The following is a 23,369-nucleotide window of genomic DNA, read 5'->3' on the forward strand; positions in this document are numbered from 1 at the left end:
ACCTTGTGAATTCCCCACCCGAGCCACCCTCTGACGCCGAGCTGCTCACCCGGCACCTCGACGGGGATCAGCATGCGTTCAGCGAAATAGTCAAAAGGCACAGAGATCGCATGTGGGCGGTCGCGCTGCGCACGCTCGGCGACCCTGACGAGGCGGCTGACGCCGTACAGGACGCGTTCGTCTCCGCCTACCGCAAAGCCCACAGCTTCCGCGGCGAGGCGGCCGTCACCACCTGGCTGCACCGCATCGTGGTCAACGCCTGCCTCGACCGGATGCGCCGAAAGTCGGTCCGGCCCGTCGCCGACGACGAGCTGATCGAGGCGGCCGAACGCGACACCCCGATGCCCGACCAGACCGGCGAACGCGAAGTCTCCATGGAGGTTTCGGCTGCCCTCAAACTCCTGCCCGCCGACCAGCGAGCCGCGCTCGTCCTCGTCGACATGATGGGCTACTCCGTCGAAGACGCAGCTCAGGTGCTGTCCGTGCCCAGCGGCACGGTCAAGAGCCGCTGCGCGCGCGGTCGCGCGAAACTTGCCCCTATTCTTTCGCATCTGCGGAACCGAACCGACCTGACTCGCGTCTCATCCGCGAAGGGAGCAGAACTTCGTGACGGGTGACACGCACTACGATCTTGAGATCTTGGCAGAGCTGGCCGAGGGTCTCTTGGACGCTGCCACGGCCGAACAGGTACGCGCGCATCTCGCGCTATGCGACCCCTGCGGGGAGCTCCTGGCCGACCTGGCCGCGGTTCGCGAGGTGCTCGCGGCGACTCCCACCCCGGCCATGCCGATGGGTGTCGCGATGCGAATCGACCAGGCCCTTGCTCGTGAGGCTTCCGGAGGCCGTGTCGGCCTCGTGGAAAGTCCCGACTGGGATGAGCTGACCCGGGAGGTGCAGCCCGAGCCCGTACGGCTGGGCGTCGTCGCCGACGACGGCAGCGTCGTCCCGGCGCGACAGCGGCGCTCCACGCGGCGGCGCAGATGGGCGATGCCCGCTGTGGCCGCGGCGGCGGCGGCCGTCGTGGTCGGCACGGCAGCGGTCGGGACGAGCCTCCTGACGGGCGGCGGATCTCCGGCGGCGCCGGTGGAGAAGAACGTCATGGCCCAGCCGCAGCCGTCCAAGTCGAGCCTCGGCTACGTCGTGACGGACACGGACTACAACTGGAGCGCCGACGACCTCAAGCAGCCGCTTCGGGTCTTCTTCGCCCCCGCGCCCGCTGCTGAGGGCGGCGGCGTTGACTCCAAGGTGACCGCCTGCGTCAGCAAGGTCTCCAACCGGAGCAAGCTCAAGCCCTTCATGGTCGACCAGAGCGAGTTCAACGGCCAGGAGGCGCTGATCATCGCCTCCTGGAAGGACAAGGTCGACCAGCGCGTCAGGGTCGACGTGGTCGACCCGTTCAAGTGCAAGAACATCGTCAAGCCCACATTGGGCAGCTGGAACTAGCTCCAAGAGAAGGGCCCGCTACGGCGGGCCCTTCTGCTATGTGAACGAGCGGGAATCACAGACGCCTAGTATCTGTTGACGCCACTGGCAAACAGATTAGGAAGGCGTGGAGCGTTGAGCGACGTCCGGAATGTCATCATCATCGGTTCGGGTCCCGCCGGGTATACCGCGGCCGTCTACTCCGCGCGCGCCGAACTCAAGCCGCTGGTCTTCGAGGGATCGGTCACCGCCGGCGGCGCCCTCATGAACACCACCGACGTGGAGAACTTCCCCGGCTTCCCCGACGGCATCATGGGCCCCGACCTGATGGACAACCTGCGCAAGCAGGCCGAGCGCTTCGGCGCCGAGCTGGTGGCCGACGACGTGGTCGAGGTCGACCTGGAGGCCAACCCCAAGGTCGTCAAGACCCACACCGACACCTACTACGCCAAGTCGGTCATCCTCTCCATGGGCTCCGGCTACCGCGAGCTCGGCCTGGTGAACGAGAAGCGGCTGTCGGGACACGGCGTCTCCTGGTGCGCGACCTGCGACGGGTTCTTCTTCCGCAACAAGGACATCGTGGTCGTCGGCGGCGGCGACACCGCCATGGAGGAGGCCACCTTCCTCACCCGCTTCGCGCGCATGGTGACGGTCGTCCACCGCCGCGACGAGCTGCGCGCCAGCAAGATCATGCAGGAGCGCGCCTTCGCCAACGAGAAGATCCGCTTCGTCTGGGACTCCGAGGTCACCGACGTGCTCGGCGACGACAAGGTGACCGCGGTCACGCTGCGCAACCTCAAGACGGGCGAGGAATGCGAGCTGGCCACCGACGGCCTGTTCATCGCGATCGGCCACGACCCGCGCACCGACCTGGTCAAGGGTCAGATCGACCTCGACGACGAGGGGTACATCCAGGTCGCCTCGCCGTCGACCGCGACCAACATCGCCGGCGTGTTCGCCGCCGGAGACGTGGTCGACCACACCTACCGGCAGGCCATCACGGCGGCGGGCACCGGGTGCTCGGCGTCGCTCGACTCCGAGCGCTGGCTCGCAAGCAACGAGAACTAACGAAGGAGCCCACTGTGAAGGCAGTCACCGACGCCTCGTTCGAGGCGGACGTCCTCAAGAACGACAAGCCTGTCCTTGTCGACTTCTGGGCGGAGTGGTGCGGCCCGTGCCGCCAGGTCGCGCCGATCCTCGAGGAGATCTCGAAGGAGTACGGGGACAAGCTGGAGATCGTCAAGCTGAACATCGACGAGAACCCGAACGTTCCGCGCGACTACGGTGTGCTCCAGATCCCAACGATGAACGTCTACAAGGGCGGAGAGGTCGTCAAGCAGATCATCGGCGCCAAGCCGAAGGCCATGCTGCTGCGCGAGCTCGACGGCATCATCTAACCGCCGCTCTTCACCAGGCCCCGGGGGCTCCGCCCTTGGGGCCTTGCGCTTTCCTGTGGGATCCCCCGGACCTTCGGGTACGGCGGGGCCGCGCCGTTCCGGAAGAACACCAGCCCGCATCCGACGACCGGAACCACGGTTGCGGTCGGGGCCGCCCCTTCCTGGAGAACCTCAGCCCGCATCGGATGGTCGCGGTTGCGCTTTCCTGGAGAACTCGCGCGGACGGTCGGGGGCGCGCCTTTCCGGAGAACGCGTTCGGACGGTCGGGGCCGCGCCATTGTGGGAGAACCCCGCTCAGACGGTCAGGGCCGGGCTTTTGTGGGAGAACCTCGCTCAGACGGTCAGGGCCAGGTGCCGAAGCCGTCGCCCGGCGTTTCGCCGTTACGCACCCCAGCCCCGCGCGCTCGGTGACGCGTATCCCTGGATAGCCCCCGGCCCCGCGCCATGGGTGGCGCTTGGCCTCGCTGTGCCGTACAGGAGAAGGCTCTTGACGGGTCTGGACGGCAACCCTCGCTGTGCCGTACGAGAAGGGGCCTAGACGGGGCGGAGGGCACGCTCGGGGGTCATGGAGCCGAGGAGGCGTTCGAGGGCCACCTCGACGTCCTCACGCCACGAGACGGCCGTCTTCAGCTCCAGCCGCAGCCGCGGATACCGCAGATGCGGCCGAACCGTCTTGAACCCCACCGACAGCAGGTACTCGGCGGGCACCACGCAGCTCGGCTCCTCCCACTTCAGGTCGCCGAACGCCTCGATCGCCCGCACACCGCGCCGCGTCAGGTCCTTGGCGACCCCCTGGATGAGCATCCGCCCCAGCCCGCCGCCCGAGAACTCGGGGATGATGTGCGCGGTCATCAACAGCACGGCGTCCGCGCTGACCGGCGACGTCGGGAAGGCCACCGACCGCGGGCTGTACAGCGGCGGGCTGTAGACGACGAATCCGGCAGGCACCCCGTCGACATAGACGATCTTGCCGCAGCCGCCCCATTCGAGCAGCGTGCCGGAGATCCAGGCCTCTTTCTCCAGCCCCGGGTCGCCCGTCTTCACCGCCCGCTCGCCGCTGACAGGATCGAGCTCCCAGAAGACGCACTGCCGGCACCGGCGCGGCAGATCGTCCAGGTTGTCCAGAGTGATGTTGGCCAGCCGACGCGACAACTCTGCCCCAATCGTTGCTCGGCGGAAAAGCCCGCGAATACCGCGTCCCCAGCTGGCATCGTAGCTCAGAGGCGCATTCTCCAGAGGGCTCTCCCGGTCGCGGGCGGGTCATGCCTTTGACGTACTCTGGTCTCTCAGCCCCCATTTGACACCTAGGAGGTGGACCGTGACGGAAGAAGAGACGGATCACGGTCGGACGCCCGTGACCCAAGGGTCGCGCATCGACGCCTATGTCGATCGGTACGCGGCACGAGCTACCGGGATGGTCGCCTCCGAGATTCGAGCTCTCTTCGCCGTCGCGTCGAGGCCCGAGGTGGTCTCGCTCGCCGGCGGCATGCCGTACGTCACGGCCCTTCCCCTCGACGTCGTGGGCGAGCTGGTCTCCGACCTGGTCGCCCGCCGCGGGCCCGTCGCTCTCCAGTACGGCTCGGCCCAGGGCGACCCGCACCTGCGCGAGCAGATCTGCGAGGTCATGCGGCTCGAAGGCATCGAGGCCAGCCCCGACGACGTCGTGGCCACCGTCGGCTCGCAGCAGGCGCTCGACCTGATCACGCGTATCTTCATCGATCCGGGCGACGTCGTGCTCGCCGAGGGTCCCTCGTACGTCGGCGCCCTCGGGACATTTGCCGCATATCAGGCGAAAGTTGTCCATATCGCTATGGATGACCAGGGGCTCATCCCCGAATCGCTCGCGCAGACCATCTACGCGTTGCGCGCCGCGGGAAGCCGCATCAAGTTCCTTTACACGATCCCGACCTTCCACAACCCGGGCGGCGTCACCCTCAACGTGGCCCGCCGCCAGCAGGTGCTCGACATCTGCCAGCGGGCCGGAATCCTGATCGTCGAGGACAACCCGTACGGCCTGCTCGGGTTCGACGGCGAACCCATGCGGACCCTCCGCGCCGACCACCCCGACGGCGTCGTGTACCTCGGCTCGTTCTCCAAGACGCTCGCCCCCGGCTTCCGCGTCGGCTGGGCCCTGGCCCCCCACGCCATCCGCGACAAGCTCGTGCTGGCGATGGAGTCGGCCGTCCTGTCCCACTCGGCGTTCACCCAACTCGCCGTCGGCCAGTACCTCGCGACCCAGCCGTGGCGCGAGCAGATCAAGGCGTTCCGCGAGCTCTACAGGGAGCGCCGCGACGCCATGCTCACGTCGCTGGAATCGCTGATGCCGCCCGGCGTCACCTGGACCCGCCCGGGAGGCGGGTTCTTCGTCTGGGCGACCCTTCCCGAAGGGCTCGACTCCAAGGCGATCCTGCCGCGCGCGGTGGCCGAACGGGTGGCGTTCGTGCCCGGCACCGGGTTCTTCTCGGACGGGAGCGGGGCCAGGCACATGCGCCTGTCGTTCTGCTACCCGAAGCCGAACCGGATCAGGGAGGGCGTGCGACGGCTCGCCGGGGTGATCGAGCAGGAGATCCAGCTGCGCGACACGTTCGGCACCGGCTCCGGCCCCACCCTCCACGGCGTCGACACCCCAGGCCCCGACCTGGCCTGAGGCCCCTTCCAATGTGGTACGGCCCGCGGTCGGACCGGCTCGCGCCACACCTGAGCCTGGGACGGCACGGTTTGGATACGGCCTGGGTCGCGCCTGAGCTTGGAACGGCCTGCGCCACACCCGAGCTTGGGACGGCATGGGTCGGGTCGACATGCACCACGCCACGCCTGAGCCTGGGACGGCACGGGTTTGGATACGGTCTGGGCCGCGCCCGAGCTTGGATCAGCCTGGGCCGCGCCTGAGCTTGGATCAGCCTGCACCACGCCTTAGCTTGGACCGGCCTGCATGCACCACTCCCGAACTTGGGACGGCTCGCGCCACGCCTGGATGACGAACGGCCGGCACTCCGATTGGTGTGTCGGCCGTTTCACATTCTTCCAGGAGAGCCATTCTCCCGAGGGCGACCTCAGGGCTCCCGATGCGCCGATCCCGCTCACGACCCCTCACGGAAACGCGTTCCCGGCTCCCGACGGCCGACCGCACCCTCCCAAGGCGCCTTCTCCCCATGCACTTCCTTCCTGGGCACATCGCCTTGAACGCATCACGCTTGGCAGCTCCCCCGATCTCCTTCGCCGTTGCGGCGGCCTGCCACCTGCGCACGAGGAGCGTCCCTTGGACGGGCGGCCACCGGTGACCACGGAGGCGCGTGGAACGGCGTGCCGTACAGACTGAACCCCGAACCCGCCGCCCCGCACCACCCCGGACCCGGCACCCCTCTAAACCTGCCACCCCGGACCCGCCGCCCCGCGGCACCCGGACCTGCCACCCCGGACTCGGGACCCCGAGCCTTCGCCCCGGCCCCGCCGCCGCGCACACACCGGCGGCGCGCCGGGGAAGGTGGTGAGCTGGGTCGGTGGGAGGCAGGCCGGGCGGGTACGGTGGAACATCGTGCGACGCCGGCGATCTGCGGAGGGATTTTGATGAGCGACCTGAGTCACGTGCTCGTGCTTGCCGGCGGACTGTCCTACGAGCGGGAGGTCTCGCTCCGCTCCGGGCGGCGGGTGAGCGAGGTCCTCCGTTCGACGGGCATCGACGTCGAAACCCGAGACACCGACGCTTCCCTCGTCCCCGCCGTGCTGGCCGACCGTCCCGACGCGGTGTTCGTCACGCTTCACGGCGGCGCGGGCGAGGACGGCGCGATCCGTTCGGTGCTCGAACTCCTCGGCGTCCCCTACGTCGGCGCGGACCCCGACGCCTGCCGCGTCGCCTTCGACAAGCCGACGGCGAAGGCGGTCGTCCGTTCGGTAGGGCTGCGCACGCCAGAATCGGTCACTCTCCCCAAGGAGACGTTCCACGACCTCGGCGCCTCAGCCGTCCTGGCACGCATCGTCGATCATCTGGGCCTTCCGCTGTTCGTCAAGCCCGCACGAGGCGGCTCCGCTCTGGGCGCGTCGTTCGTGCGCACCGCCGAGGAGCTTCCCGCCGCGATGGTCGGCTGCTTCGCCTACGGTGACACGGCGCTGATCGAACGCTACATCGACGGCGTCGAGGTGTCCGTCTCCGTCGTCGACCTCGGCGATGGACCCGTGGCGCTCCCTCCGGTCGAGATCGTCCCGGACGAGGGTGTGTACGACTACGCCGCCCGCTACACCGCCGGACACACCGAGTTCTTCGCCCCCGCCCGCCTCTCCCCTGAGGCCGCGGCCGCCTGCGCCGAAATGGCGGTCACCGCGCACACGGCACTCGGCCTGCGAGACGTGTCCCGCACGGATCTCATTGTCGATGCCGACGGACTCCCCCACTTCCTGGAAGTGAACGTCGCGCCCGGCATGACGGAGACATCACTGCTCCCGATGGCGGTCGAGGCCGCGGGACAGGACCTCGGCGTGCTCTGCCGAACCCTCCTCGAACGCGCCGCCCACCGCGCCACTCCCAACTCCTGAGCCCTCTCTCCCGGGCCTCCTGCTGACGACTAAGCAGATGGCCGTCGTCCAGTAGGCGACCGAGGAGGCTCAGCAGCCGCACCGCCCGACGCACTCACGATCGGGCAACCGGCTCACACGTTCTTCGCTTGTCCGACCTCCCTTGGCCACCGCTACCCGCACCGCCGCCACCTCTGCCGCCGCGCCGCCGCGCCGCTGGGCCCTGTTTCACGTGAAACGGCATGCGTCGAGATTGGCGCCAGCGCGGGAGACCCGGGCACGAGGGGCCTCATGTGGTGGCCACTGCGGGCGTCCATGAACTGGGGCGGCCTTGGGGGTAGTGGCCGTCGTCGAGGGAGGTGCTCTGGTGCGGAGGTAGGCGGCCAGGAGGACACCCACTCAGCAGACCGTTCCCCAGCTCTCTCGTTTCACGTGAAACGGGAGGGTGCTCCCGCAGGCCGCTTCCGGTTTCACGTGAAACCGGAAGCGCAGCGAACCTCCGGTGGTCTTCATGCGAACGGGAGGCCGCTCGCCCTCGCTCTCCCGTTTCACGCGAACGGGAGGCCGCTCAACCTCGCTCCCCCGTTTCACGTGAAACAAGAGGGGGTCTTCCGCAGGCCGGCTTCGGTTTCACGTGAAACGGGGGGCGCTGCAGCGAGCCTTCTGTGGTTTTACGTGGAACGGGGGCCCGCCATCATCGCGTTGAGCTCGGGCAGCCCGGCGTCCCGCCTTCTGAAGGGCCTTCCGTGTTTCACGTGAAACGCGAGAGCGGATTAGCTCTCCGCGTCTCCCTCTCTCATGGCGTGTGCCGCCTCGGGGGCCATCGCGCTGATGATGCGCTCCAGGTCGTCGATCGTGGCGAACTCCACGATGATCCGGCCCTTCCTGCGGCCCTGGTCCACCTTCACCTTGGTCTCGAAGTGGTCGGAAAGGCGGTCCGCCAGGCGAACGAGTCCCGGCATCGAGGGGCGCTTCGCCGTACGGGCACGGGGTTCGGCACCGGCCGCCTTTGCGCCGCCGGTTGCGACGATCTCTTCCACCGTCCTGACGGAGAGACCCTCGGCGACGATGCGCTTCGCGAGGTACTCCATGGCACGCGGGTCATCCAGGGTGAGCAGGGCGCGAGCATGTCCGGCGCTGATGAGTCCGGCGGCAACCCTCACCTGGACGTCGGTAGGAAGGTTGAGGAGGCGGAGGGTATTGGTGATGTGAGGGCGGGAACGGCCGACGCGCTGAGCGAGCTGCTCGTGGGTGGCACCGAAGTCGTCGAGGAGCTGCTGGTAGGCGGCCGCCTCTTCCAGGGGGTTGAGTTGCTCGCGCTGGAGGTTCTCGATGAGCGCGTCGCGGAGGAGGTCGTCGTCCTGGGTGTTGCGCACGATCGCAGGGACGGGGTCGAGCCCGGCAAGGTGGCAGGCACGCCATCTGCGCTCACCCATGATGAGCTCGTAGGCACCGCCGCCTACGGACCGCACCACGATCGGCTGGAGGAGGCCGACCTCCTTGATCGACGCGGCAAGCTCGTCCAGGCGGTCCTCGTCGAACACCTCGCGAGGCTGGCGAGGGTTCGGGGTGATGGCCTTGAGGGCGATCTCCTTGAAGTACGCGCCGGCGATGGGCTGAAGGCCTCCTTCCTGAGGTGAACCGGCACCAGCCGCTGGAGACACCGCCCCAGTGCCGTCAACGATCGGGCCGGTCGGGATGAGCGCCCCGAGTCCCTTTCCCAGTCCCCGCCGCTGCTGACTCACTGCGTCTCCTCATCCACCCGGCCGCTCCCTGTTACTTCTGGAGAGGTTACCGTCGAGAGCGCATCGGGGTGCCCGCTCGCCACACGCAGTTCGGTCGGGTTTGCCACATCCCGCCCGAACCGGAACCGGAAAGCCACAAAGATGTGGCGCGGGTGAAGAATTGGCCGGGGCGAAGGCGCGATTGGGGCGATCAGGCGGAATGGGGTCGTCGTTCTTTCCTCTTCGCGGGTCGGCGCGCGCAATCGGCGTGCGGGGGCGATGCCCGTTCTAGCGCCGATCCCCGTACCAGCACCCATATCCGGCTGGGCATCGGAGCCACGGCCGAGCCGATGCCGGGCGCCATGAGGCGCAGCCGAGTCGGGCGGCGGCCACCGTGGGTGGGTGACGGTGAGCCCGTCGGAACTGCCATGGGCTGGCGGTGAGCCGAGGGGCGAGGGGCTAGGGGTGCGGCCCGTCAGCCGAGAGCCATGGGCTGGCGGCGGGTCATGGGCGAACCGGCCATGGGCTGGCGGAGGACCGGTCCCCCAGAGTCAGGGTTGGCGGTGGGCCGTGCCCGCAGGGTCGGTCGTGGGTCATGGCTGGGTGGTGCTGCTGGGGAATGCGATGTCCGATGGCCGGTCGAAGAAGGATGGCGGGCAGGAGGGGTCCCAGCGCCCTGGGGACGTCATGAGCCGGAGCGCCGGGGCGGTGATACCAACGGCAGGTGGGGCGGTACCTCGCGTGCGGGCCGTGGACCGTAGGCGGTGTGGACCGTGGGCGGTGTGGACCGTGGGCGGTGTGGACCGCGTGCGGCCGTGGACCGTAGGCGGTGCGGACCGAGGGCGGTGCGGACCGAGGGCGGTGCGGACCGTGGCCGGTGCGGACCGTGGCCGGTGGGCGGTGCGGGCCTTGGGCGGTGGGGCTCCGCAGCGGCGGGTCATGGGAGATGAGGACCGGTGTCACGGGCCCCGACGATGGGGGCCGTGAACGGCGCGCAGTGCGGGCCGGTGTTGCGGGCGCCTGGTGCGGTGTCCGCTGACGTGCGCCGGCGCCGGGCTTGGGGAGTGCCGAGGTTGACGACCCACACCGGCCCGGCGAAGGTTCGTGGGCACCGCACTGGCGATGGACGGTGGGGCATGGGCGGTGGGGCATGGGTGGAGGCGGATCGGGTGGAGTGAGGCGGGCCGGGTGGAGGCGCGGCGAGTGGAGGCGCGGCGAGTGGTGGGGCGATGGGTGGAGGCGGGGTAAATGGAGGCAGTGGGTGCGCGGGTGGGACGGTGAGGAGAGCCCCGGTGGTGGAGGACTCCCCTGTCGGCTCAATCCGTCAGACGCTCACAGCGCGAAAAGCGATCTCTCGCGCAGCGTCCATGTAAGCCATCGCCCCGCTGGACCCCGGGTCGTACGTCATCACCGACTGCCCATAGCTGGGCGCCTCCGACAGTCGCACGCTCCGGGGGATCACCGTGTTCAGCACCGTGTCCCCGAAATGCGCCCGCACTTCGTCCGCCACCTGCGAAGCCAACCGGGTCCGCCCGTCGTACATCGTGAGCACGATCGTCGACAGGTTGAGCGTCGGGTTCAGATGCGCCTTGATCAGGTCGACGTTCCTGAGCAGTTGCCCCAACCCCTCGAGCGCGTAGTACTCGCACTGGATCGGGATCAGCACCTCATCCGCCGCCACGAGCGCGTTGACCGTCAGCAGTCCCAGCGACGGCGGGCAGTCGATGATGATGTAGTCGAGCTCCACCGCGTCAAAGGCCATCAGCGCCCGCCGTAGCCGCGCCTCGCGGGCCACCAGCGAGACGAGCTCGATCTCCGCCCCCGCCAAATCAATGGTCGCTGGAGCGCAATACAGGCCCGGCATGTCGGGCACTTCCTTGACGATGTCCGCCATCGGAAGGTCGTCGACGAGCACCTGGTACACGTCAGGGACATCACCGCGGTGCTCGGTGGCAAGGGCGGTGGACGCGTTGCCCTGGGGGTCGAGGTCGACGACAAGAACGCGCTCGCCGTTCATCGAAAGAGCAGCGGCGAGGTTCACCGACGTCGTGGTCTTGCCGACGCCACCCTTCTGGTTGGCGACGGCGATGATGCGGCACTTGGCCGGGCGCGGCCAGGAGCCCTCGCCCGATGTGGAGGCGTCCGCCGTCTGGGTCGCAGATGTTTCACGTGAAACCACGGAGCTGAGTGCCTCTCGTACCAGCGGCGAATCGCCGGGGTTAAGGGGGGTCTGGGTCACGATGGCCATCCTTTCAACCAGCGGCCGGGTGCTGCCCGTCATCCGGTGCCGCGACACGCCCAATTCCGGCCAGCCGACACCCGCTGGGCTTTCGGGACCGGGTTCACCCGGCCAACCGAGTCCACTGGTCGTGCCTGGCACAACCGTCACCTCTTTCGTCGGCGGCGACCCGCTGGCTCTGGTGCGGGACCCGCGACCACGCGGACCAAAGTTGCAGGCGGCTCGACCTTACCGTGCCCGACCGAGATCAGTTCGGCCGTCCGGGCCCCGCTGACCCGCAATTGGGCTTCGGCCTCGGCGAGTTCCTCCGCGGCCCGCTCCCCCTTCATCGCGATCAGCTCGCCGCCCTCACGCAGGAGCGGCATCGACCACTTGAGCAGCCGGTCGAGCGGGGCCACCGCGCGGGCGCAGGCGACGTCGAACTCGCGCTTGCCGACCAGCTCCTCGGCGCGTCCGCGCAGCACCTCGACGTTGTCGAGCTTGAGCGCGGCGACGCACTCCTCAAGGAAGACGGTACGGCGGAGCAGCGGCTCCAGCAGGGTGACCGAGAGGTCCTGCCGTACGATCGCCAGGACCAGGCCCGGCAGCCCGGCACCCGAGCCGATGTCGACCAGGCGGACGTTCTCGGGGACGGCCTCGGCGACCACCGCGCAGTTGAGCAGGTGCCGGTCCCAGATCCTAGGCACCTCGCGCGGGCCGAGCAGGCCGCGCACGACTCCTGGGCCGGCCAGCAGCTCCGCGAACTGCCGCGCCCTGTCCCAGGCGTCGCCGGCGAACACCTCGCGCGCTATCTGCGGTGGAGCCGTCAGCTCGTCGCTCACTGATCCGGTGGCCTTTCCTGAATGTGCGTGTTCTTGGTGGTACGGCGGAGGGCCGACATGCACGAAGACTAGCCGTCCTCAGCGGTTTCTCCGGCCTGGGCGTCGAAGCCGTGATCTCAGCGGGAGGCGTGATCTCAAACGAAAGGCCGCCAGCCCCGAAGGAGCCGACGGCCTGACGTTGGCACATGCCGTACCCAAGGCTGCCGTACCCGATGAAGGGTCAGGCGGGCAGGACCACGACGAAACGGTTGGGCTCCTCGCCCTCGGACTCGCTGCGCAGCCCGGCCGCCGCCACCGCGTCGTGCACGATCTTGCGCTCGAAAGGCGTCATCGGGTGGAGCGACTTCGGCTCGCCGTTGCGCCTGACGGTTTCGGCGACCTCGGTGCCAAGCTTGCTGAGCTCGGCCCTGCGCTTCTCCCGGTAGCCGGAGACGTCGAGCATGAGCCGCGAGCGCTCCCCCGTCTGCCGGTGGACGGCCAGCCTGGTGAGCTCCTGGAGCGCCTCGAGGATCTCGCCGCCGGGGCCGACGAGGTCGGTGCCCTTCACGCCGACGACGGAGACCAGCGCGCGGTCGCCTTCGACGTCCATGTCGATGTCGCCGTCGATGTCGGCGATGTCGAGCAGCCCCTCGACGTAGTCGGCCGCGATCTCGCCTTCCTGCTCAAGCGCGGCAAGATCCGGAGCCTTCTCCTGCTCGGCCTCGGTCACGTCGGCCTCTCTTTCGTGCTCGTGGTTGAGGATCAAGACTTCTTGCTACCCGTGCGCTTGCTGCGGGTCTGCTTGGTCGGCTGCCGTCGAATGACCTTGGGCTCCGGGGGCGCGGGCGGCGCCTCTTCCTCGGCGACGGCCGAGCTCTTGCGCACCTTGGACAGCAGGCCGGGCTTGGGCTTGACGGGGATCACGTTGCCCTTGGCGTCGTACTCGGGCATGGGGTGGCGCGCGTAGAACCAGTGCTGCTGGCCGAGCGTCCACACGTTGGTGGTGACCCAGTAGAAGATCAGGCCCAGCGGGAAGTTGAGGCTGAAGAAGGCGAACAGCGGAGAGATGTACATCAGGATCTTCTGCTGCGACGCCATGGGGTTGTCGGGCATCTGCTGGATGGAGCGGGTGACGCTCTGCCTGACGGTGAGGAACGTGGTGAGGGAGCTGATCGCCACGAAGATCGCCAGCACGATCTTGGTCTGGACGACGCCCGCGTCGAACGACGCGATCTGCTCCGAGCTCATCCAGAAGTTGGCGGGCAGCGGCGCGCCGAAGATGTGGGCGGCTCGGGCGCTGTCGACGAACTCCTTCGTCATCCCGAACTTGATCTCACCGTGGGCCATGGCGTTGAGCACGGTGAACATGGAGATGAAGATGGGGAACTGCGCGACGACGGGCAGGCAGCCGCCGAGGGGGTTGGCGCCCTGGCCCCGGTAGAGGTTCATGACCTCTTCGTTCATGCGCTGCTTGTCGTTCTTGTAGCGCTTGCGCAGCTCCTGCACCTTCGGCGCGAGCTCCTGCATCTTGCGCGAGGAACGCATCTGCTTGAGGAAGAGGGGGAAGATCAGCAGTCGCATGAAGACCGTGATCGTGATGAGGGTCAGCGCCCAGGTCAGCCCGCTGTTCGGGTCGAGCACGGTGCTGTAGGCCTGGTGAATCCAGGTGAGGACTTGGGCGATGGCTGTGTAGAGCCAGTTAAGCCAGGACAGCTCCACCGAGCTAGCTCCCTTGCGTTTCGTCGGACGGAACCGGGCGTGGGGGCACCGGGTCAAAACCTCCGGGATGGAATGGGTGGCAACGCCCGATACGCCGGACAGTCAGCCATATGCCGCGCAGAGCACCATGTACGGCTATCGCCTCAAGCCCATAAGCACTGCATGAGGGGTAGAAACGGCAACGCGGACCCAGCATCGGGCTGATGAACGCCCGATAGAACCGGATCGGGGCGATGAGAATCCGAGCTGGGAGGCTCGGCACCCCTTGCGTCTGCTCCGTCATCGTTGTTGTTCTCGCCTTGACAAACGATCCAGCGCGGCATCGAGTTCGGCGGCAAGGCGCTCGTGTCGCACGGACGCGGCAGGTGGATTAGCGCGTACCACAAGCAGGCTACCTCGCGGCAGCCGCACTATACGGTCCCGCATCAGGTGTCGAAGCCGCCGCTTGACCTTGTTGCGCACGACAGCGCCGCCCACGGCCTTGCTGACCACGAAACCGACCAGCGGTGGTCCGTCGCCCGCGACCTTCAGATGCAGGACGAGGGTGGGACGGCCGGCGCGGGCCCCTCGTTTGACCGCGGCTGAGAAATCTTCACCCCGCCGCATGCGGGACTCTCGTGACAACACGTCAGACGCCTATCGCCCGCCGACGAACAGCGCCGGCGGGCGAACAAGCTGGGACAGGACGACCGTCAGGCCGACAGCTTCTCGCGGCCCTTGCGGCGACGAGCGGCGAGGATCGCGCGGCCGGCCCGGGTGCGCATACGCAGCCGGAAGCCGTGGGTCTTCGCGCGGCGACGGTTGTTCGGCTGGAAAGTACGCTTGCTCACGAGTGGGCTCCAGGCTTGAAAGTGCGCCCCCGCCTGGAAGCGAGAGCGCGTGACACACATGGCTGGCCTGCCGAGCTCGCGAGGGCATGCAAAAGCCGTCACGTGACAAGCCGACCGTCGTACGTTACGGGCCAGGCGCTCTCCAGGTCAAACCGGCGGAGTTTTCCACGTATCCACAGGGGACTTTTCCACAGGCATCCACAGGTCCACAGTCAGTGCTCCCGGGTGCCACTAGGCTGTGGACAACGACTTACCCACAGGTGTGCACAACTCCAAGAATCCCGCCGTGACAGCGGGATCACTCTGTGCATAACTTGTGGATCTCCTGTGGATGACCCCGGGAGATCGCACGAGCCACACCCTGTGGACAGAACGCGCGATCCGCGGCCGTGGCGGTCGCCGCCTGTGGATGAACGACGAAGGGGAAGCCACACCATGGACGGGGACGAGCTCGGGACGGTATGGGCCCAGGCGCTGGCCAACTTCCTCAACGACAACCTGCCGATCCAGCAGCGAACCTGGCTGGCGATGGTCCGGCCGATCGCCATGGCGGGCGACACGATCGTGCTCGGCGTCCCCAACGAGTTCCTCAAGGACCTGATCGAGGGCAAGCTGCGCACGCCGGTGAGCCACGCGCTCTCCCACGAGCTCGGCAGGCCGGTGCGCGTGGCCGTGATGATCGACACGACCACCCCCGACCAGCCGATGGGCGAGACTCATCCACAGGCTGCGGCACCGAGTTTTCCCCAGGCTTCCGAGCCTGTGCAAGGTTACGCACAGCCCGCCTACCAGGGCTCGGAGCCCTCTCTCTTCTTCGCCGCGCCGCCCGAGGCCTCGCAGATATCCACCGATTATCCACAGGAGCAGCCCGAGCCTCCACAGAACAGGTGGGAGGCCAAGAGCACCAAGCCGAGCGAGCCTGCGCGGCTGAACCAGAAGTACACCTTCGAGACGTTCGTCATCGGCGCCAGCAACCGCTTCGCGCACGCCGCGGCGGTCGCGGTGGCCGAGGCGCCCGCCAAGGCGTACAACCCGCTGTTCATCTACGGCGACTCGGGCCTGGGGAAAACCCACCTGCTGCACGCGATCGGCCACTACGCCCAGTCGCTCTACGACGGCGCGCGGGTGAGGTACGTGAGCTCCGAGGAGTTCACCAACGACTTCATCAACAGCATCCGCGACCACAAGGCCGACGGCTTCCGCAGCCGCTATCGCGCGATCGACATCCTGCTTGTGGACGACATCCAGTTCCTGGAGGGCAAGGAGCAGACGCAGGAGGAGTTCTTCCACACCTTCAACACCCTCCACAACGCCAACAAGCAGATCGTCATCTCCAGCGACCGGGCGCCCAAGCAGCTGATCACCCTGGAGGACCGGCTGCGCAACAGGTTCGAGTGGGGGCTGATCACCGACGTCCAGCCGCCCGAGCTGGAGACGCGCATCGCGATCCTCAGGAAGAAGGCCATACAGGAGGGCCTGGCCGCGCCGCCCGAGGTGCTCGAGTACATCGCCAGCCGGATCTCCACCAACATCCGTGAGCTCGAGGGGGCGCTGATCAGGGTCACCGCGTTCGCCAGCCTCAACCGGCAGGGTGTGGATCTCCAGCTGGCCGAGGTGGTGCTGAAGGACCTGATCACCACCGACGCGAGCTCGGAGATCACGATCGCGACGATCATGGCGAAGACGGCCGAGTACTTCGGCATCTCGATCGACGACCTGTGTGGAAGCTCGCGCAGCAGGGCGCTGGTGAGCGCTCGCCAGATCGCGATGTACCTCGCCAGGGAGCTGACCGACCTGTCGCTGCCCAAGATCGGTCAGCAGTTCGGCGGCCGCGACCACACCACGGTGATGCACGCAGAACGCAAGATACGGTCGCTTATCGCCGAGCGCCGATCTATGTACAACCAGGTCAACGAGCTGACAATGCGCATCAAGCAGACATCCACCATTTGATTTGCACAGCCTGTGGATAACCCTGTGGACCAGCTCAGACGGCCTCTCGACGAAAAATGGAAGCTACAAACCCGGGCACACCGCCCGGAACGCTTGTGGACAAAGCTGGGGACATGTTGGGGACAACCTGGGGACAACTTGTGGGTAACCTGTGGACGCCCTGTGAACAATGGAAACGGGAGCTCCAGATCGCCCCTCCTGACCCGTGGATAACCTGTTGAAACCTTGTGGATAACCGGTGGATGAACACCCCCCGATCTGTGGACGGCCTGTGGGCAACGGATCGTCGTCCACAGCCGGCGAAGTTGTCCCCAGGCTTCGCCCACAGGACAAGTGGATAAAGATTCCTGTGATGAGCTGCGGAAACACTGGTTATCCACAGTATCCACAGCCCCTATGAAGATGACTTCCTCTAGTTCTAACTAAGAAATTCAAAGACCCATAGAGGGGTTCTCCCGGAGCTCAGGTGCGGGAGAGTGACACTCGACAAGCAGCGACGACCAAGCAGGAGGCTGATCTCCGTGATGTTCCGGATCGAGCGCGATGTGCTCGCTGAGGCGGTCGCATGGACGGCGCGCAGCCTCCCTGCGCGCCCGTCCGTGCCCGTCCTGGCAGGCATGCGCATGGAAGTCACCGACGCGGGCCAGTTGAAGCTCTCGGGCTTCGACTACGAGGTCTCGGCGGAGGTGACGCTGGAGCCGCAGACCGGTGAGGCGGGGGTGGTGCTCGTCTCGGGCAAGCTGCTCGCCGAGATCACCCGCGCGCTTCCCGCACAGCCTGTGGACTTCGTGGTGGACGGCGCCAAGGCGGTCGTCACCTGTGGCAGTGCTCGATTCACACTGCTGACCATGCCTGTGGAGGACTACCCGTCCCTGCCCGCGATGCCGCCGGCGGCCGGCCGGGTGGGCAGCGACGTGTTCGCCTCCGCCGTCGGCCAGGTCGCCGTCGCCGCGGGCAGGGACGACACGCTGCCGATGCTCACGGGTGTGCGGATGGAGATCGAGGGCGACACGGTGACCCTCGCGGCCACCGACAGGTACCGCCTGGCCGTACGGGAGCTGAAGTGGCAGCCGGGGCAGCCCGACTTCTCGGCGATCGCGATGATCCCCGGAAAGACGCTCGCCGACACCGCCAAGGCGCTGGGATCCACCGGCGCCGAGGTCGAGATCGCGCTCAGCTCCGCCGGCGGCACCGGCGAGGGCATGATCGGCTTCTCCAGCGCGGGCCGGCGCACCACCACGCGCCTGCTCGACCCCGAGTTCCCCAAGTACCGCTCGCTGCTGCCGACGGAGTTCTCGGCGAAGGCGGATCTGTCCACAGGCCCGTTCGTCGAGGCCGTCAAGCGCGTGGCGCTGGTCGCCGAGCGCAACACGCCGGTACGGCTGGCATTCCGCGGCGGCGAGGTCGTCCTGGAGGCGGGCAGCGGCGACGAGGCGCAGGCCGTCGAGGTGCTGCCGGTCGACTACGAGGGCGAGGAGATGAACATCGCCTTCAACCACCAGTTTTTGCTGGAGGGCCTCGGCGCGATCGACTCGGACGTGGCCAGGCTGCAGATGACCACCTCGACCAAGCCCGCTATCCTCACTGGCGGCAAGCCTGTGGACGACGGTGGCACGCCTGACTACCGTTACCTGATCATGCCCATCCGCTTGTCCAGCTGACCAAGCCATCGGCGATGATGGAAGCCTGACTAGGGGGTTATCAACATGCAGATCGGCATGGTCGGGCTCGGCAAGATGGGCGGCAACATGGCCGAGCGCCTGCGCCGCGGCGGCCACGAGGTGGTCGGCTACGACCGCGACCCTGAGGTGAGCGACGTCGCCAGCCTCAAGGAGCTCGTCGAGCGCCTCGAAGCGCCCCGCGCGGTGTGGGTCATGGTGCCTGCGGGTGGCCCCACCCAGCAGACCGTCAACGCGCTCGGCGAGCTGCTCGAGCCGGACGACATCGTCATCGACGGCGGTAATTCACACTATGTGGACGACCAGCGCCATGCCGAGGAGCTCAAGGCGCACGACATCGGCTTCGTCGACTGCGGCGTCAGCGGCGGCGTGTGGGGCCTGGAGAACGGCTACGCGCTCATGTGCGGCGGCGACAAGGCCCACGTCGACCGGCTGATGCCGGTCTTCCAGACGCTCAAGCCCGAGGGCGAGGACGGCTTCGTCCACGCGGGCGACGTCGGCGCGGGCCACTTCGCGAAGATGGTCCACAACGGCATCGAGTACGGCATGATGCAGGCCTACGCCGAGGGCTGGGAGCTGCTGGAGGCCTCCGACATCGTCAAGGACGTCCCCGGCTCCTTCGCCAGCTGGCGCACCGGCACGGTGATCAGGTCGTGGCTGCTCGACCTGCTGGTGCGGGCGCTCGACGACGACGAGCACCTCGACAAGCTCAAGGGTTACGCACAGGACTCGGGCGAGGGCCGGTGGACCGTCCAGGCGGCGGTGGACCACGCGGTCCCGCTGCCAGTGATCACGGCCGCGCTCTACGCGAGGTTCGCCTCACGGCAGGACGACTCGCCGGCGATGAAGATGGTCGCGGCGCTGCGCAACCAGTTCGGCGGCCACGCGGTCACCTCGGCGGCGGGCGCGCACGAGAAGGGTGCCGACTCCCCCGGCGCCGACGTCGTCCCGCCGAAGGAAGCTCAGTAGCCTGCGGTTGTCCACAGGGTGCTCGCGGGCGCTGGCGGCCCGCCGTCCACAGGGTGCGGACGGGCCATACCGGTTTTCCACAGGGGTTCACGGCGGTGACCCCAGCGGTCGGTGTGGCCCACTAACCTTCGTGGGGTGCATGTCGCCCATCTGTCGCTGACCGACTTCCGGTCCTACGCCTCCGTGGAGCTCGGCCTCGAGCCGGGCGTCACGGCGTTCGTGGGGCCCAACGGCCAGGGCAAGACCAACCTCGTCGAGGCCATGGGCTACGTGGCGACGCACTCCAGCCACCGGGTCGCCAACGATGCCCCTCTCGTACGGCAGGGCGCCTCCAGGGCGATCATCCGCTGCGCCGTCCACAGGGATGACAGGCGCGCGCTGATCGAGCTGGAGATCAACCCTGGCAGGGCCAACAGGGCCAGGCTCAACCGCTCTCCCGTCTCCCGCCCCCGCGACGTCCTCGGCTTGCTGCGCACGGTGCTGTTCGCTCCCGAAGACCTCGCGCTCGTCAAGGGCGACCCGTCCGAGCGCCGGCGCTTCCTCGACGACCTCCTGGTGGCCCGTGCGCCGCGCTACGCGGGCGTCAGGGCCGACTACGACCGGGTGCTGAAGCAGCGCGGCGCCCTGCTGCGTACGGCCGCTCAGGCGCGCCGTGGGCGCGGTGGGGCGCGCAGGGCCGACAGTGAGGCCTCCTTCGCCGCGGCGGGCGCCGGAGACGTGCTCAGCACGCTGGAGGTGTGGGACGCCCACCTCGCGCGGCACGGCGCGGAGCTCCTGCGAGCCAGACTCGATCTGATCGAAGCGCTGCGGCCACTGGTCGCCTCCGCCTATGCTTCGCTGGCGCCCACAAGCGCTCCCGCGAAGCTCGCTTATCGGAGCACGTTGTCCACAGGCGGGGATGGCGTGGAGGACGAAGACGCCGGTGGGGCCGGATCTTCCGATGCCCAGACGTTATCCACAGGCCTGGGGATAAGTCTCGAGTCGAGGTTGAGAGAGCGGCTGCTCGAAGTCCGGCAGGCGGAGCTCGATCGCGGCGTCACCCTCGTCGGCCCGCACCGCGACGACCTCGTTCTCGGTCTCGGCGACCTGCCCGCGCGCGGCTACGCCAGCCACGGCGAGTCGTGGTCGTTCGCGCTGTCGCTCCGGCTGGCCGCCTACGACCTGCTGCGCGCCGACGGCGGCGATCCCGTCCTGATCCTCGACGACGTCTTCGCCGAGCTCGACAGCCAGCGCAGGCGCAGGCTGGCCGAGATCGTCGCGCCCGCCGAGCAGGTGCTGATCACCGCCGCGGTGGCCGACGACGTGCCGAGTGAGCTGACCGGTTCCAGATTCGACGTAGCAGGGGGGAGCGTGACCCGTGTCAGATGACGACAACCCGACCGCCCGTGGGGCGGCGCTGGCCAGGGAGAAGCTCGCCCAGGCCAAGGCCGACGCGGCCAGGAGGGGGCAGCTGCCGCGCCGCGAGCCGCGGCGCAGGGCGGCGGCGCAGCGCGACGCGAGCGACCCGCAGCTGTTCGGCAGGGCGATCAACGATCTGCTGGCCGCGCGCGGCTGGGAGCGCTCGGCGGCGGTGGGCGGCGTCTTCGGCCGGTGGCCGGAAATCGTCGGCACCGATCTGGCCGCGCACACCAAACCGGAGCACTTCGAGGACGGAGAGGTGCTCATCGCCGCCGACTCGACGGCGTGGGCGACCCAGGTCCGGCTGCTGGCCCGCACGCTGATCCGCAGGATGAACGAGGAGCTCGGCGAGGGCACGGTCAAGAAGGTCAAGGTCAGAGGGCCGCAGAACGCGCCGAGGCCGTCCGGAGGGCTGCGGGTGACCGGCAGTCGCGGGCCCGGCGACACGTACGGGTAAATCCCCCGCCAGGCGATCAGAGGGCCATAGAAGCGAGAGGCCCGCATCCAAGAGGGGGGATGCTTGCCAGGGGGGAAAACGAGCGACAGGGCATCACAGGCGCGTTCAATGCCACCTTCGGCCGCCAGAGCCGGTAGACTGAAAGCGGATTCCGGACACGTCCGCTTGCGTGTCACCCGCGGCATGCGAGCCGACTCCCCTGGGTGACCGCGCATCGGGGCACTCACGACGGTGACGGGCACGGTAGGGGCAGCTGGCGGTTGTCGCCTTCCCCGCCGCGTGTCCGCGGCAGGAGGATTTCGCACTTGTCCTACGACGCTAGCTCAATCACCGTACTCGAAGGGCTTGAGGCGGTCCGCAAGCGCCCGGGTATGTATATCGGATCGACCGGTGAGCGCGGTCTGCACCATCTTGTCTACGAGATCGTGGACAACTCCGTCGACGAGGCCCTGGCAGGCCACGCCGACCGCATCGACGTCACCCTGCTCGCCGACAACGGCGTGCGCGTCGTCGACAACGGGCGGGGCATCCCCACCGGCATCCACCCTGTGGAAAAGGTCTCCGCGGTCGAGCTGGTGCTGACCACGCTCCACGCGGGCGGCAAGTTCGACGGCAAGTCCTACGCGGTCTCCGGCGGCCTGCACGGCGTCGGCTCCGCGGTGGTCAACGCGTTGTCCACAGCCATGGACGTCGTCGTCAAGCAGAACGGTCACGTCCACCGCCAGCGCTTCGAGATGTCCAAGCCCGTGGCCCCGCTGGCCCAGGGCGAGGGCACCGACGAGACCGGCACGTCGATCACCTTCTGGGCCGACCCGGGGATCTTCGAGACCACGACGTGGAACTTCGAGACGCTCTCGCGCCGCTTCCAGGAGATGGCCTTCCTCAACAAGGGCCTGACGATCACGCTGACCGACGAGCGGCCCGACCACATCAACGGCGAGGTCCACAAGGTCCACTACCACTACGAGGGCGGCCTGTCCGACTTCGTCACGCACCTCAACTCCAAGAAGGAGCCGGCCCACGCGTCGGTCATCGACTTCGAGGCCCACGGTGCGGGCATCTCCGTCGAGATCGCCATGCAGTGGAACAACTCCTACTCCGAGTCGGTCTACACCTTCGCCAACACGATCAACACGGCCGAGGGCGGCACCCACGAGGAGGGCTTCCGCGCGGCCCTGACGTCCATCGTCAACCGCTACGCGCGCGAGCAGAAGTTCCTCAAGGAGGGCAAGGACGACAACCTCTCCGGCGAGGACGTCCGCGAGGGCCTGACCGCGATCGTCTCGGTGAAGCTGGCCGACCCGCAGTTCGAGGGCCAGACCAAGACCAAGCTGGGCAACACCGAGGCCAAGTCCTTCGTGCAGAAGGCCTGCAACGACCACTTGCGCGACTGGTTCGAGCGCAACCCCGGCGAGGCCAAGGACATCATCAACAAGTCGCTGCAGGCCTCACGCGCGCGCCTCGCCGCCCGCCAGGCCCGCGACCTGACCAGGCGCAAGTCGCTGCTGGAGTCCGGCAGCGGCCTTCCCGGCAAGTTGGCCGACTGCCAGTGGAACGAGCCGGACAAGTGCGAGCTGTTCATCGTCGAGGGCGACTCGGCCGGCGGCTCGGCCAAGGGCGGCCGCGACTCCCGCTTCCAGGCGATCCTGCCCATCCGCGGCAAGATCCTCAACGTGGAGAAGGCCAGGATCGACAAGGTCCTGAAGAACAACGAGGTCCAGGCGCTGATCACCGCGCTCGGCACCGGCGTGCACGACGAGTTCGACATCGCCAAGCTGCGCTACCACAAGGTGATCCTGATGGCCGACGCCGACGTCGACGGCCAGCACATCAACACGCTGCTGCTGACGCTGCTGTTCCGCTTCATGCGGCCGCTGATCGAGGCGGGCCACGTCTACCTGTCGTGCCCGCCGCTCTACAAGATCAAGTGGGACCGCAAGGGCGACGACGCCTCCTACGCCTACTCCGACTCCGAGCGTGACGCGGTCATCGCCGAGGGGATCGCGGCCGGTAAGCCCGACCCGCGCCCGCGCGACAACGTCCAGCGCTTCAAGGGTCTGGGCGAGATGAACGCCGGCCAGCTGTGGGAGACCACGATGAACCCCGCGACGCGGCTGCTGCGCCTGGTCACTCTCGACGACGCCGCGCAGGCCGACGACCTGTTCAGCGTGCTCATGGGCGAAGACGTCGAGGCGAGGCGCGACTTCATCATCCGCAACGCGCGTGACGTCCGCTTCCTCGACGTATAGCGGCAGCCGTACCAGAAAAAAGGA

The 23,369-nt window shown here is 68.1% G+C and carries 21 protein-coding genes; 12 read left to right on the plus strand and 9 right to left on the minus strand.

The window, feature by feature from the left end:
- Positions 1-5: 5 nt before the first annotated feature.
- The 4 genes from sigM (at position 6) to trxA (ending at position 2,819) form a co-directional block, all read left to right on the plus strand.
- On the plus strand, positions 6-617 hold the full coding sequence (sigM, locus tag ACFXJ8_RS29055) for an RNA polymerase sigma factor SigM (protein ID WP_354919254.1): 612 nt from the start codon (positions 6-8) through the stop codon (positions 615-617).
- On the plus strand, positions 607-1,443 hold the full coding sequence (locus tag ACFXJ8_RS29060) for an anti-sigma factor family protein (protein ID WP_379647149.1): 837 nt from the start codon (positions 607-609) through the stop codon (positions 1,441-1,443). Before sigM ends, ACFXJ8_RS29060 begins: the two co-directional genes overlap by 11 nt.
- 114 nt (positions 1,444-1,557) lie before the next feature.
- A complete protein-coding gene (trxB, locus tag ACFXJ8_RS29065) occupies positions 1,558-2,490 on the plus strand; it encodes a thioredoxin-disulfide reductase (protein ID WP_379647150.1) in 933 nt (310 codons plus the stop codon).
- Between the two features lie 14 nt (positions 2,491-2,504).
- Positions 2,505-2,819 (plus strand): thioredoxin, encoded by a 315-nt coding sequence (trxA, locus tag ACFXJ8_RS29070; protein WP_312895737.1) that lies wholly within the window; start codon positions 2,505-2,507, stop codon positions 2,817-2,819.
- 534 nt (positions 2,820-3,353) lie between these two features.
- On the opposite strand, the gene ACFXJ8_RS29075 is transcribed toward trxA, so the two are convergent.
- The gene (locus tag ACFXJ8_RS29075; RefSeq protein WP_379647151.1) at positions 3,354-3,971 is read right to left on the minus strand and encodes a GNAT family N-acetyltransferase; all 618 of its coding nucleotides are present in this window, start codon (positions 3,969-3,971) and stop codon (positions 3,354-3,356) included.
- A gap of 262 nt (positions 3,972-4,233) precedes the next feature.
- Between ACFXJ8_RS29075 and ACFXJ8_RS29080 the strand changes: the two genes are divergently transcribed.
- Complete coding sequence (locus ACFXJ8_RS29080; RefSeq protein WP_379647193.1) at positions 4,234-5,466, plus strand: PLP-dependent aminotransferase family protein; 1,233 nt, start codon at positions 4,234-4,236, stop codon at positions 5,464-5,466.
- Between the two features lie 920 nt (positions 5,467-6,386).
- On the plus strand, positions 6,387-7,349 hold the full coding sequence (locus tag ACFXJ8_RS29085) for a D-alanine--D-alanine ligase (RefSeq protein WP_379647152.1): 963 nt from the start codon (positions 6,387-6,389) through the stop codon (positions 7,347-7,349).
- 752 nt (positions 7,350-8,101) lie between these two features.
- On the opposite strand, the gene ACFXJ8_RS29090 is transcribed toward ACFXJ8_RS29085, so the two are convergent.
- The 8 genes from ACFXJ8_RS29090 to rpmH all read right to left on the minus strand — a co-directional run bounded on the left by ACFXJ8_RS29090 (position 8,102) and on the right by rpmH (position 14,640).
- Positions 8,102-9,073, minus strand: coding sequence for a ParB/RepB/Spo0J family partition protein (locus ACFXJ8_RS29090; protein ID WP_379647153.1), 972 nt, complete (start codon positions 9,071-9,073; stop codon positions 8,102-8,104).
- A 1,303-nt stretch (positions 9,074-10,376) separates the two neighbouring features.
- Positions 10,377-11,300 carry a ParA family protein gene (locus tag ACFXJ8_RS29095; RefSeq protein ID WP_379647154.1) on the minus strand — a complete coding sequence of 308 codons (924 nt, stop codon included), beginning with the start codon at positions 11,298-11,300 and terminating at the stop codon, positions 10,377-10,379.
- A gap of 137 nt (positions 11,301-11,437) precedes the next feature.
- A complete protein-coding gene (gene rsmG / locus ACFXJ8_RS29100) occupies positions 11,438-12,112 on the minus strand; it encodes a 16S rRNA (guanine(527)-N(7))-methyltransferase RsmG (protein ID WP_379647155.1) in 675 nt (224 codons plus the stop codon).
- Positions 12,113-12,332: 220 nt separating this feature from the next.
- Positions 12,333-12,821, minus strand: coding sequence for a protein jag (locus ACFXJ8_RS29105; protein ID WP_379647194.1), 489 nt, complete (start codon positions 12,819-12,821; stop codon positions 12,333-12,335).
- Positions 12,822-12,853: 32 nt separating this feature from the next.
- Entirely contained in the window at positions 12,854-13,810 is a 957-nt protein-coding gene (gene yidC, locus ACFXJ8_RS29110) for a membrane protein insertase YidC (protein WP_379647156.1), read from the minus strand.
- A 4-nt stretch (positions 13,811-13,814) separates the two neighbouring features.
- Positions 13,815-14,093, minus strand: a complete 279-nt coding sequence (gene yidD, locus ACFXJ8_RS29115; protein ID WP_358132836.1) for a membrane protein insertion efficiency factor YidD — start codon at positions 14,091-14,093, stop codon at positions 13,815-13,817.
- Positions 14,090-14,437 carry a ribonuclease P protein component gene (gene rnpA, locus ACFXJ8_RS29120; RefSeq protein WP_379647157.1) on the minus strand — a complete coding sequence of 116 codons (348 nt, stop codon included), beginning with the start codon at positions 14,435-14,437 and terminating at the stop codon, positions 14,090-14,092. Before rnpA ends, yidD begins: the two co-directional genes overlap by 4 nt.
- 65 nt (positions 14,438-14,502) lie before the next feature.
- Positions 14,503-14,640 (minus strand): 50S ribosomal protein L34, encoded by a 138-nt coding sequence (gene rpmH, locus ACFXJ8_RS29125; protein WP_043614899.1) that lies wholly within the window; start codon positions 14,638-14,640, stop codon positions 14,503-14,505.
- Between the two features lie 435 nt (positions 14,641-15,075).
- Here rpmH and dnaA point away from each other — a divergent pair, with 435 nt between their 5' ends.
- The 6 genes from dnaA to gyrB all read left to right on the plus strand — a co-directional run bounded on the left by dnaA (position 15,076) and on the right by gyrB (position 23,345).
- On the plus strand, positions 15,076-16,593 hold the full coding sequence (gene dnaA / locus ACFXJ8_RS29130) for a chromosomal replication initiator protein DnaA (RefSeq protein WP_379647158.1): 1,518 nt from the start codon (positions 15,076-15,078) through the stop codon (positions 16,591-16,593).
- A gap of 521 nt (positions 16,594-17,114) precedes the next feature.
- Positions 17,115-18,254 carry a DNA polymerase III subunit beta gene (dnaN, locus tag ACFXJ8_RS29135; RefSeq protein ID WP_379647159.1) on the plus strand — a complete coding sequence of 380 codons (1,140 nt, stop codon included), beginning with the start codon at positions 17,115-17,117 and terminating at the stop codon, positions 18,252-18,254.
- Positions 18,255-18,299: 45 nt separating this feature from the next.
- Positions 18,300-19,241 carry a phosphogluconate dehydrogenase (NAD(+)-dependent, decarboxylating) gene (gnd, locus tag ACFXJ8_RS29140; protein ID WP_379647160.1) on the plus strand — a complete coding sequence of 314 codons (942 nt, stop codon included), beginning with the start codon at positions 18,300-18,302 and terminating at the stop codon, positions 19,239-19,241.
- A gap of 135 nt (positions 19,242-19,376) precedes the next feature.
- On the plus strand, positions 19,377-20,609 hold the full coding sequence (gene recF, locus ACFXJ8_RS29145) for a DNA replication/repair protein RecF (RefSeq protein ID WP_379647161.1): 1,233 nt from the start codon (positions 19,377-19,379) through the stop codon (positions 20,607-20,609).
- Positions 20,599-21,096, plus strand: coding sequence for a DUF721 domain-containing protein (locus ACFXJ8_RS29150; protein ID WP_379647162.1), 498 nt, complete (start codon positions 20,599-20,601; stop codon positions 21,094-21,096). The genes recF and ACFXJ8_RS29150 overlap by 11 nt, the downstream gene beginning before the upstream one ends.
- A gap of 326 nt (positions 21,097-21,422) precedes the next feature.
- Positions 21,423-23,345 (plus strand): DNA topoisomerase (ATP-hydrolyzing) subunit B, encoded by a 1,923-nt coding sequence (gene gyrB / locus ACFXJ8_RS29155; protein WP_379647195.1) that lies wholly within the window; start codon positions 21,423-21,425, stop codon positions 23,343-23,345.
- The last annotated feature ends 24 nt before the right edge of the window (positions 23,346-23,369 follow it).

This window comes from Nonomuraea sp. NPDC059194 (genome assembly GCF_042754765.1).
Lineage (GTDB): Bacteria > Actinomycetota > Actinomycetes > Streptosporangiales > Streptosporangiaceae > Nonomuraea.

Bases quoted from the DNA above. Each gene is read 5' to 3' on its own strand.
- ACFXJ8_RS29080 (WP_379647193.1), top strand. From the start codon at position 4,234: ATGGTCGCCTCCGAGATTCGAGCTCTCTTCGCCGTCGCGTCGAGGCCC.
- ACFXJ8_RS29085 (WP_379647152.1), top strand. From the start codon at position 6,387: ATGAGCGACCTGAGTCACGTGCTCGTGCTTGCCGGCGGACTGTCCTAC.
- ACFXJ8_RS29095 (WP_379647154.1), bottom strand. From the start codon at position 11,300: ATGGCCATCGTGACCCAGACCCCCCTTAACCCCGGCGATTCGCCGCTG.
- yidD (WP_358132836.1), bottom strand. From the start codon at position 14,093: ATGACGGAGCAGACGCAAGGGGTGCCGAGCCTCCCAGCTCGGATTCTC.
- dnaA (WP_379647158.1), top strand. From the start codon at position 15,076: ATGGACGGGGACGAGCTCGGGACGGTATGGGCCCAGGCGCTGGCCAAC.
- gnd (WP_379647160.1), top strand. From the start codon at position 18,300: ATGCAGATCGGCATGGTCGGGCTCGGCAAGATGGGCGGCAACATGGCC.